General features: G+C 71.1%; 10 protein-coding genes. 6 read left to right on the top strand and 4 right to left on the bottom strand.

The window, feature by feature from the left end; translation table 11 throughout:
* Positions 1–96: 96 nt before the first annotated feature.
* The 4 genes from ACH492_RS34865 to ACH492_RS34850 all read right to left on the bottom strand — a co-directional run bounded on the left by ACH492_RS34865 (position 97) and on the right by ACH492_RS34850 (position 3,707).
* Positions 97–729 carry a LytR C-terminal domain-containing protein gene (locus ACH492_RS34865; protein WP_398992625.1) on the bottom strand — a complete coding sequence of 211 codons (633 nt, stop codon included), beginning with the start codon at positions 727–729 and terminating at the stop codon, positions 97–99.
* 113 nt (positions 730–842) lie between these two features.
* Positions 843–1,139, bottom strand: a complete 297-nt coding sequence (locus ACH492_RS34860; RefSeq protein WP_003955420.1) for a type II toxin-antitoxin system VapB family antitoxin — start codon at positions 1,137–1,139, stop codon at positions 843–845.
* Positions 1,140–1,405: 266 nt separating this feature from the next.
* Positions 1,406–2,941, bottom strand: coding sequence for a M28 family metallopeptidase (locus ACH492_RS34855; RefSeq protein ID WP_398992630.1), 1,536 nt, complete (start codon positions 2,939–2,941; stop codon positions 1,406–1,408).
* Between the two features lie 178 nt (positions 2,942–3,119).
* Positions 3,120–3,707 carry an HhH-GPD-type base excision DNA repair protein gene (locus ACH492_RS34850; RefSeq protein WP_398992623.1) on the bottom strand — a complete coding sequence of 196 codons (588 nt, stop codon included), beginning with the start codon at positions 3,705–3,707 and terminating at the stop codon, positions 3,120–3,122.
* A 177-nt stretch (positions 3,708–3,884) separates the two neighbouring features.
* Here ACH492_RS34850 and ACH492_RS34845 point away from each other — a divergent pair, with 177 nt between their 5' ends.
* The 6 genes from ACH492_RS34845 to ACH492_RS34820 all read left to right on the top strand — a co-directional run bounded on the left by ACH492_RS34845 (position 3,885) and on the right by ACH492_RS34820 (position 9,244).
* Positions 3,885–4,076: a hypothetical protein gene (locus tag ACH492_RS34845; protein ID WP_398992621.1), complete on the top strand. Its 192-nt coding sequence runs from the start codon at positions 3,885–3,887 to the stop codon at positions 4,074–4,076.
* Positions 4,073–6,367: a heavy metal translocating P-type ATPase gene (locus tag ACH492_RS34840; RefSeq protein ID WP_398992619.1), complete on the top strand. Its 2,295-nt coding sequence runs from the start codon at positions 4,073–4,075 to the stop codon at positions 6,365–6,367. Before ACH492_RS34845 ends, ACH492_RS34840 begins: the two co-directional genes overlap by 4 nt.
* Positions 6,348–6,749 (top strand): copper chaperone PCu(A)C, encoded by a 402-nt coding sequence (locus ACH492_RS34835; protein ID WP_398992617.1) that lies wholly within the window; start codon positions 6,348–6,350, stop codon positions 6,747–6,749. Before ACH492_RS34840 ends, ACH492_RS34835 begins: the two co-directional genes overlap by 20 nt.
* Before the next feature lie 196 nt (positions 6,750–6,945).
* On the top strand, positions 6,946–7,581 hold the full coding sequence (locus ACH492_RS34830; RefSeq protein WP_398992615.1) for an ATP-binding cassette domain-containing protein: 636 nt from the start codon (positions 6,946–6,948) through the stop codon (positions 7,579–7,581).
* Positions 7,578–8,477 carry a metal ABC transporter permease gene (locus ACH492_RS34825; RefSeq protein WP_398992613.1) on the top strand — a complete coding sequence of 300 codons (900 nt, stop codon included), beginning with the start codon at positions 7,578–7,580 and terminating at the stop codon, positions 8,475–8,477. Before ACH492_RS34830 ends, ACH492_RS34825 begins: the two co-directional genes overlap by 4 nt.
* The gene (locus tag ACH492_RS34820; protein WP_398992611.1) at positions 8,423–9,244 is read left to right on the top strand and encodes a metal ABC transporter solute-binding protein, Zn/Mn family; all 822 of its coding nucleotides are present in this window, start codon (positions 8,423–8,425) and stop codon (positions 9,242–9,244) included. The genes ACH492_RS34825 and ACH492_RS34820 overlap by 55 nt, the downstream gene beginning before the upstream one ends.
* Positions 9,245–9,326 lie beyond the last annotated feature (82 nt).

Below are 9,326 nucleotides of genomic sequence, written 5' to 3'. Positions count from 1 at the left end.
CTCATCCGACAGCGTCAACTCGGCCTTCGGCCGCCCCATCCCCGCCATAGAGCAAGCCTACACATCTCAACAGAATTCCTGACTCAGAAGACTAGTTCAGCATTTCCTGGAGGGCGCGGGCGCGGGGTTGGCCAACGTGGCCAGGGCCGCATCCGCGTCCTTCGGCGCGTCCAGGGTCCTGAAGGCCGTGCCGAGGATCAGGTCGACGTCAGGGGTCGTACGGGCGTCGGTCTTGGTCGTGGCGCTCTTCAGCTGGGTGCCGAGCACCGAGAAGGGGCCGTTGGTGGCCGCCGGCGCGCCCAGCAGTATCGCGGTGCCTGGGATCTTCTTGTCGTACTCCGCCGGGGCGTTGCCCACCTTGCCGATGGCGAAGCCGCGCTTCTTCAGCTCGTCGGCGGCCGCCTTGGCGAGGCCGCTGCGGGGAGTCGCGTTGTAGACGTTCACCGTGATCTGGCCCGGCTCGAGCGTCACGGGCCGCACGGGCGCGCCGGACGGCTCGGGTGAGTGTTTGCAGTCCGTCGTGCGGACGGCCGCGGACGTGCTCTTGCCGTTGCCGGTGAAGACGTCGATGAGCTGCAGCGTTCCCCACCCGGCCAGGCCGAGGGCGATCACCGCGGCAACGGCTGCCACAACGATCCTGCCGCGGTTGCGCGGGCGTCGCATTCGGGGGTACCTGTCGCCCGTGATGCGGTACTTTCCGCCCATGCCGGGGGGAGTGAGCATGCTCATGGGCGCAGCGTAGTGCGGCCTGATGCCGATGCCTACTAAATGATCAACCGATTGCGTCCGTACGGTCCCGAAAGGGCCCGAAAGGGTCAGTCGGCGACCGTGGCCGCTCCGGCTCAGCCCAGCTCGAGCACGCGGGCGTGCAGCACCTGGCGCTGCTGCAGCGCGGCGCGCACGGCGCGGTGCAGGCCGTCCTCGAGGTAGAGGTCGCCCTGCCACTTCACGACATGGGCGAAGAGGTCGCCGTAGAACGTGGAGTCCTCGGCGAGCAGCGTTTCGAGATCGAGCTGGCCCTTGGTGGTCACGAGCTGATCGAGGCGGACCGGGCGCGGCGCGACATCCGCCCACTGCCGGGTGCTTTCCCGGCCGTGGTCGGGATACGGCCGCCCGTTACCGATGCGCTTGAAGATCACACGGAAAGCCTACCGGTCAAGCGGCTCTTGGCGCAGCCACGCAGCGCCAGTGCAATGTTGATCAAAATGACGCAAACCTGGAATAGAGGGGTGTCATGAGCGTCACCGACCAGCCGCCGACCGCGCCGGAAACGGACACGCCCGCGCCTACGGCCGGGCGGGTCGGGACGGTCGCGCCGGCGCTGAACGTGCACTTCCCCCACGCCCGCAGGACGTGGGGGAAGTGTTCTCATGAGTTTCAGTCTCTTGGGGGTCCCCCGGACCGGTTACTCGGTCACTTCGTGGCCGTGACCGTCGTGCAGGCCGCCGCCGCTGCCCGCGTCGCCGTCCGTCGGGACGGTGACCACCGGCTTGCGCAGCGAGCTCAGGTCGTGGGCGTAGGTACCCACCGCGTTGGCGATGACGCCGATGTTGACGGCGAACGCCTTCATGTCGATGTTGCTGATCGTGTCGCACTTGGCGTGGTAGCAGGAGTCGTACGCGACGCCCGCCGTGCCGCCGAACTTCTCCGCCTGCTTGTCCGTCTTGATGCCCTCCGCGCCCGTGAACGTGCCACCGGACGGGATGCCGACCTCGATGAACGGGCCGTAGTCGGAGCGGCCGGTGAAGTCCGTGCCCTCGTGCGGCGTGCCCCGCTTGTCGAGGAATTCGTTGATGTCGCGTTCGAGTTGGGCAGAGCCGACCGGGCCGGGACCCGCCCCCACGCCGTCCGAGTCGTCGCCGTCGTAGACGAAGAGCCCGTAGTTCGGCGAGGCGATCATGTCGAAGTTCAGGTAGAGCTTGATCTCCTGCTTGCCCAGGGAGCTCAGCTGCGCGACGTACGCCTCCGAGCCGAGCAGGCCGTTCTCCTCCGCCGACCACCAGGCGAAGCGGACCTTGTTGGCGGGCTTCGACTTGGACTTGGCGAGTTCCTGGGCGACTTCGAGGAGTCCGGCCGAGCCGGAGCCGTTGTCGTTGATGCCGGGGCCCGCGGTCACCGAGTCGAGGTGCGAGCCGAGCATGACGGTGTTGGCCGCGTTGCCGCCGCGGGTCTCCGCGATGACGTTGTTGGTGACGCGCTTCTGCTGCAGCTGGCGGATCTCGAAGGAGATGTTCACCGGGCCCGTGGCGAGGTCGGCGGCGAGCTTCTCGCCCTCCGCCTTGGTGATTCCGCCGGTCGGTATCTTGCCGGTGGCCGAGTCGCCGAGGGTGCCGGCGAGCGCGCCGTCGGTGTTGTTGTAGATGATCGCGCCGGCCGCGCCCGCGTCTGCCGCGGCTGCCTGCTTCGCGCCGAAGGTGCAGCCGCCCCGCTTGATCAGCGCGATCTTGCCGGTGAAGGTCCCCGACGCGTAGTCGGCGGGCTCGCAGCCGGTCGTTTCGTCCACAGGCACCGCCGCCAGATCGGCCTTGATGCCGCCCACCGGCGTGGACTTGGTGTACGTCATCGCCTTGATCTCGATGTCGCGCGGCGCGGGCGTGAGCACCGAGAGCTTCTCGGCCTGTGTCTCGGTGTAGATGAAGTCGAACTGGTGGTACGAGACGTCGTAGCCGAATTTCTTCAGCTGCTGGTAGACGTAGGCCGCGGAGGCGTCGTGCCCGAGCGTGCCCGCGGCCCGGTGGCCGCCCGTCGTGTCGGCTATCTGCTGGAACTTCTGCAGGTGCTTGTAGGCGTCCGTGGCGGACGACTTGTCGACCAGCTTCCTGGCCAGCTTCGACGCGTCCTTCGCCGCCTGCTCGCCAGGGCTGTGGCGGTGCGCGACGGAGGGGGAGGCGGATGCCAGCAGGAGCGGGGTCGCGAGTGCGGCGGCGGCCATGGTGGCCACGGCTCTGCGATGGGTTGCCTTCACAGAGATCCTTCCCGGTGTGTACGAGGTTGAGGGGAAGTTAGCGATCTCTGCGGGTTCTGTGAACAGTTGTGCCTCAACTCACGGCGCATTTCATCGCATTGACACCAGGAGGTGATCCATCCACTTCAACACGCCGAGCGGGCACAGCGGGGCGTCAGGTCTCTCTGGCCGCCTTTGCGGCGCGCTTCGCCATCTGCTTGTACTCGCGCACCTTGGCCAGTGACTCGGGCCCGGTGATGTCGGCGGCCGAGCGGTACGAGCCCTTCTCGCCGTACGCCCCGGCCGCCTCGCGCCAGCCCTTGGGCTGCACCCCGTACTGCTTGCCCAGCAGCGCCAGGAAGATCTTCGCCTTCTGCTCGCCGAAGCCCGGCAGCGCCTTCAGCCGCGCCAGCAGCTCGTCCCCGGTCGCCACGTCGCGCCAGATGGCGCTCACGTCGCCGTCGTAATTGTCGACCAGGTACTGGCACAGCTGATGCACCCGCTTGGCCATGCTTCCCGGGTAGCGGTGGACTGCGGGCTTCTGCTTCAGCAGCTCGGCGAAGGCATCGGGGTCGTACGAGGCGATCTGGGCGGCGTCGAGATCGTCGCTGCCCATGCGCTGCGCGATGGTGTACGGGCCGGAGAACGCCCACTCCATGGGGACCTGCTGGTCGAGCAGCATGCCGACGAGGACGGCGAGCGGACTGCGGCCGAGCAGTTCGTCGGCCTCGGGCTGCTGGGCGAGATGAATCACGGGGCTCATGTCCCGATGATCGCCCGGCCCTGGGCGCGCCGCCAGTGATCGTCGGCCGACCGGCCAGCCGGATCTGACCGGACGCAGTCGGAGCGGTGCCCCCGCGGGTTCCCGGCTGGGGCGCTGTTGTTCCTCACAGCGCCGGGGGGTTCGCCTCGTGTCCATACCCCCTTACGGTATGGACGCATGAGGACTTCACGGATACCCGCGCCCCCGGCTCTGGTGGGGTTCGTGCTCCTGGTGTTCGCGCTGACGGCCGTCTCGTACGCGGTGGGACGTGCCGTCGGTCCGGTGGCGCCGGGTCTGCACCGCGTCGAGGAGAGCCCCGACCGTATGCCCGGCATGCCCGGCATGCACGGCGCGGGGGAGGGCCGATGACGGACCTGCTGGTCGGCGGCATGACGTGCGCGGCGTGCGTGGCCCGGGTCGAGAAGAGGCTGAACCGCATCGACGGGGTGAGCGCCACCGTCAATCTGGCCACCGGCCTGGCCCGGATCGCGCATCCGCCCGAGGTGAGCGCGGACGAGCTGATCTCCACGGTGGAACGTGCGGGCTACACCGCCCAGTTGCCGCCGCCACCGGCCGACGAGACTTCCGACGACGAAGACGACGGCGACGACGAGGAGCGGGCCGAGGGCCGCGAGCGGCTGCTGATCACCGCCGTGCTGGCGGTCCCGGTCCTGGTCCTGTCCATGGTCCCCGCCCTGCAGTTCGACTACTGGCAGTGGCTCTGCTTCACCCTCGCGGGCCCCGTCGTCGTCTGGAGCTCCCAGCCCTTCCACGCCCGGGCGCTGCGGGGCCTGCGGCATGCCACGGCCACCATGGACACCCTCGTCTCCCTCGGCGTGATCGCGTCCTACCTCTGGTCCGTGTACGCCCTGTACTTCGGCGGCGCCGGCGATCCGGACATGCGGATGCCGTTCAGCTGGCTGCCCAGCGCGGACGGCGGAACCGCGCATGTGTATCTGGAGGCCGCGGTCGGCGTTCCGCTCTTCGTCCTCACCGGCCGGTATCTGGAGGCGCGTGCCAGGCACGGCACCGGGTCCGCGCTCCGGGCGCTCGCCGAACTCGGAGCGAGGGACGTGGAGTTGGAGGGGAGCGGCAGCCGCCGTATCCCGGTGTCGGAGCTGCGGACCGGCCAGGAGTTCATGGTCCGGCCGGGCGAGAAGATCGCCACCGACGGGGTGGTGACCGAGGGCAGCTCGGCGCTGGATCTCTCCCTGGTCACCGGTGAGTCGACACCGGTGGAAGTGGGGCCCGGCTTTCGTGTGGTGGGTGGTGCCGTCAACTCCGGCGGACTGCTCGTCGTCCGCGCGACCGCCGTCGGGGCCGACACCCAACTCGCCCGTATCACCCGGCTGGTGACCGATGCCCAGGCGGGCAAGGCGCGCATCCAGCGGCTCGCCGACGCGATCGCCGGGGTGTTCGTCCCGGCGATCGTGACGGTCGCGGCGTGCGTGCTCGGCTTCTGGCTCGGGGCCGGTGCCGAGCCGGAGGCGGCCGTCACCGCCGCGGTCGCCGTGCTCGTCGTGGCCTGCCCGTGCGCCCTGGGCCTTGCGACCCCCACCGCGTTCCTGGCGGCAACGGGGCACGGCGCGCAGCTCGGCGTACTGATCAAGGAGCCGGGCGCGCTGGAGCGGCTGCGCCGCGTCGACACCGCGGTCTTCGACAAGACGGGCACGCTCACCACGGGCCGTATGACGCTCGTCGAGACGGTGGTGGCCGAGGGGCTGGACGCCGCGGCCGTGCTGCGTCTCGCGGGCGCGGTGGAGTACGGCTCCGAACACCCCATCGGCCGCGCCCTGGTGGCCGCCGCTCGTCGGCAGACCGGCGACGACGCGCTGCCCGAGGTGGCCGGCTTCCGGGCCGTGCGAGGCGAGGGCGTGCACGGCCGGGTCGAGGGCCGGGAGATCTCCGTACGCAGTCCACGCGCGGCGGCCCCGCTCCCGGACGCCCTGCAGGCCGCCCTGCTGCGCGCCGAGGAGGCAGGGCTCACGGCGGTCGTCGTCGAGATCGACTCCCGGCCCGTGGCGCTGCTCGCCGTCGGGGACACCCTGCGCCCCTCCAGTGGCGCCGCGGTGACCAAGCTGAAGCGCCTGGGCATCGAGGCCGTCCTGGTGACCGGGGACGGACCGGCCGCGGCGCGGGCGGTCGCCCGTGCGCTGAGCATCACCGCCGTGCACGCGGGCGTCAGCCCCGAGGGCAAGGCGGGGCTGGTCGCCTCGCTGCGTGCCGAGGGGCGGCACGTCGCGGTGATCGGCGACGGCGTCAACGACGCGGCCGCCCTCGCATCCGCGGACCTCGGCATCGCCATGGGCAGCGGCACGGACGCGGCGATCGGGGCCGCCGACATCACTCTCGTACGGGAGGACATGGCGGCGGTCGTCGCGGCGGTACTCCTCACCCGCCGCACGCTCACCACGATCCGGGCCAATCTCGTCTGGGCCTTCGGCTACAACGTGGTCACCGTGCCGCTGGCCGCGACCGGCTGGCTCACCCCGATGTTCGCGGCGCTCGCGATGTCCGCCAGCTCCGTGCTGGTCGTCGGCAACAGCCTGCGGCTGCGTACGCACAGGTCCCAGCGGCGCACCCGCCCCGCGAACCCGGCGCGCGTCACCTACCGTTCCGCCGACGCCCGGAGGGGCTCCGATGACCTCAGCCTCCGCTGAAGGCTCCGACGACCTCCCCGGGACGCAGGCAGCCGTGGCCGGGGCCGTACTGGTCCCGGTGGCGGCCTGCGCCGTGACGCTCGCCCTGCTCACGGCCTATGTGACGAGCGGCGCGGCCGGCATCCCGCCCGCCGAGATCACCGTCACCCGCGCCCGCCTCGTCCAGCCGCTCCCGGACCGGGACACGGTGGCCTACATCGACCTGCGCAACACCGGCGGCACCGACGCCACCCTGGTCTCGGCCGACGCCCCGCTGCTCGGCTCCCCCACCATGCTGGCCCGCGACGTCGAGACGGACGGCGCGGGCCGGATGGAGGCGGTGTCCGCACTGAAGGTGCCGGCGGGCGGCGAGCTGAGGATGTCCCCTGCTGTGGGGACGTGATGGTCGAGGAGCCGCCGGCGCTGAAGCTGGGCGAGCGGGTCGAGTTCGTCCTGCGGTTCGGGGACGGGAGTACGGTGCGGGCGGCGGCGGTGGTGGTGCGGGCCGGGGAGTGATCTGGCGAGGTCAGTGACCTGGCAGAGCGCGGGAACCGAACCGCCCCTTCGTCCGACTCCTCTCCCGTGACCTGGGAGGTGGAATGGGTGGGCTGGACATCCGGATGCGCCACGTCGGCTGCCGGCACGGCCGCGTGGATGCCGTACGCGGCGTCGATCTCGACGTCGCCGCCGGTGAGCGCGTGGCGCTGACCGGCACCAATGGATCCGGCAAGACCACGCTGCTGCGGGCCCTGCTCGGCCTGCACCGCACGGCCGACGGCGAGATCCTGGTCGGCGGGCGGCAGGCGCGTACCGCCGCCGAGTGGGCCTGGCGGCGGCGGGCGTGTGCGTGGATTCCGCAGAAGCCCGCGGCCGGGCGGTTCCCGCTGCAAGCAGGGGAGTTGCTGGCGAGCAGCGGAGCTCGCGCGGAGGCGGCGGACGCCGCGGAGAAGCTGGGCGTGGGGCAGCTGGACCGGCGGCCGCTGCACACCCTGTCCGGGGGACAGTTGCAGCGTATGTATCTGGCGCGGGCGGTCGGATCCGTCGCCGCTGGGGCCGGCGTGCTGCTGGCCGACGAGCCCACCGCCGCGCTCGACTTCGCCGGTCAGGAAGAGGCCGCTGACGTACTGCTGGCGCTGCCCGCGACCCTCGTCCTGGTGACGCACGACCGGGCGCTGGCCGACCGCTGTGAGCGGGTGCTCGAGATGGCCGCCGGGCGGCTGCGGGAGGCCGGATGACTCTCGCCGCCGACCACGCCGCCGACCTCGCCGCCGGTCTCGGCGAACTGCTGCAGCTCGTACCCGTGCAACGGGCAGGCGTCGCCCTGCTGTTGGCCGCCGTCGGGCTCCCGGTCATCGGCGTGGTGATCGTCGGGCTCGACATCATGCCGGTGCGCTTCGCGATGATGCACGTGGCTCTGCTGGGGATCGCCGTGGGCCTGCTGACCGGCCTCGACCCCATGCTGTGCGCGCTTCTCGCGTGTGCGCTCGCCGGCGCCGGAGTCGCGCCGCTCGCCCGTACACCGGACGGACTCTCCGGCGCGATGGGCCTGTTGATGAGTCTCGCCATCGCGGCCGCGCTGCTGGTGCTCGCCGTCTCAGGGGTCAACGCCGCGGGCGCGTTCGCGCTGCTGTGGGGCTCGATCCTCTCGGTGGGCACGGCTGATCTGTGGGTGCTGGGGGCGCTCGCCGTCGTAGTGCCGGGGCTCTTCTGGTGGCGGCGGCGTGACATCGCCCTGCTGCTGTACGACCGTGAACTCGCCCTCTGCTCAGGCGTGCAGGTCGAGCGGCTGACGCTCCTCCTGCTCGTCCTGGTCGCGGTGGCCGTCGCCGGCGCGATCAAGCTGACCGGCGCGCTGCTCGTCGACGCGCTGACCCTGCTGCCCGCGCTCGCCGCGCGACGCCTGGGCTCCTCGCTGAAGTCGATCACCGCGTGGGCGGTGTCCATCGGCGTCGCCGTCAACGCGACCGGCTTCCTCGTCGCCCTCTCCCTTGACCTGCCGCCCGGTCCTGTCCTCGTCCTGACGGCCGGGGCAGTGGCCCTCGGCGTCCATCTCGTACCTGAACGGAGAACCCGCCCATGGCGCGCAACCGCGTCCGCTTCCCCTCCCTCGCGGCACCCCTCGTCGCACTGACCGCGGCCCTCGCCCTGACGGCCGGCTGCGGCGGTTCGGACACCTCGGACTCCTCGTCCGGCGACGGCGGGCACCCGCACGACGGGGCCCCGGTGGTCGTGGCGACGACGACGTGGGAGGGCGCTTTCGCCAGGGCCGCGGGTGCGAAGGACGTCAAGGTCATCGTTCCGCAGTCGGTGCAGCACGCCCCCGACTACGACCCGAAGCCGTCCGACCTCGCGGCGGTGGCCGACGCCGACTTCGTCCTCTACGCGCCCTTCGAGCCGTACGCCGAGAAGATCAAGGAGGCGGCAGGCTCGGACGCCGAGCTGGTCGAGGTGAATCTCGACAACGACGCGGACAAGGCGAGCGCGGAAGTGACCCGGCTGGGCAAGCTGTTCGGCACGCAGGACGCGGCAGCGACGTGGCAGAAGACCTTCCGGACGCAGTACGCGGATCTGCAGCGGGAGTTGAAGGCGGCGTGGCCGGGCGGCAAGGCCCCTGCTGTCGTCACGCAGGTCTTCACCGCGTGGTCGGCGAAACTGGCGGGCGCGGAGGTGGTGGGGACGTACGGTCCCGAGGCCGTGACCGCGAAGCAGCTCTCGGACCTGTCGGCGAAGAAGCCCGCGCTGGTTATGGACAACGCGCATATGTCGACGGGGACGGTGCTGCCCGACACGGGCGCGAAGCAGGTGAAGATCGTCAACTTCCCGGGGAAGGACCTGGATCTGCTGCCGGTGTACCGCGATGCGGCGTCGGCGCTGAAGAAGGCGATGGCGGGGGTCTGAGCCCTGCGCCGGACGGGCTTGATCATCAAGCCCGTCCGGCGATTCAGGACGATCCCCGCGGGTCAGACCGCCTGAACCACAG

Source organism: Streptomyces sp. NPDC019443 (assembly GCF_044389785.1).
GTDB lineage: Bacteria > Actinomycetota > Actinomycetes > Streptomycetales > Streptomycetaceae > Streptomyces.
Note: the sequence above shows the minus strand (reverse complement) of the source record. Positions and strands in the feature narration are given on the sequence as shown.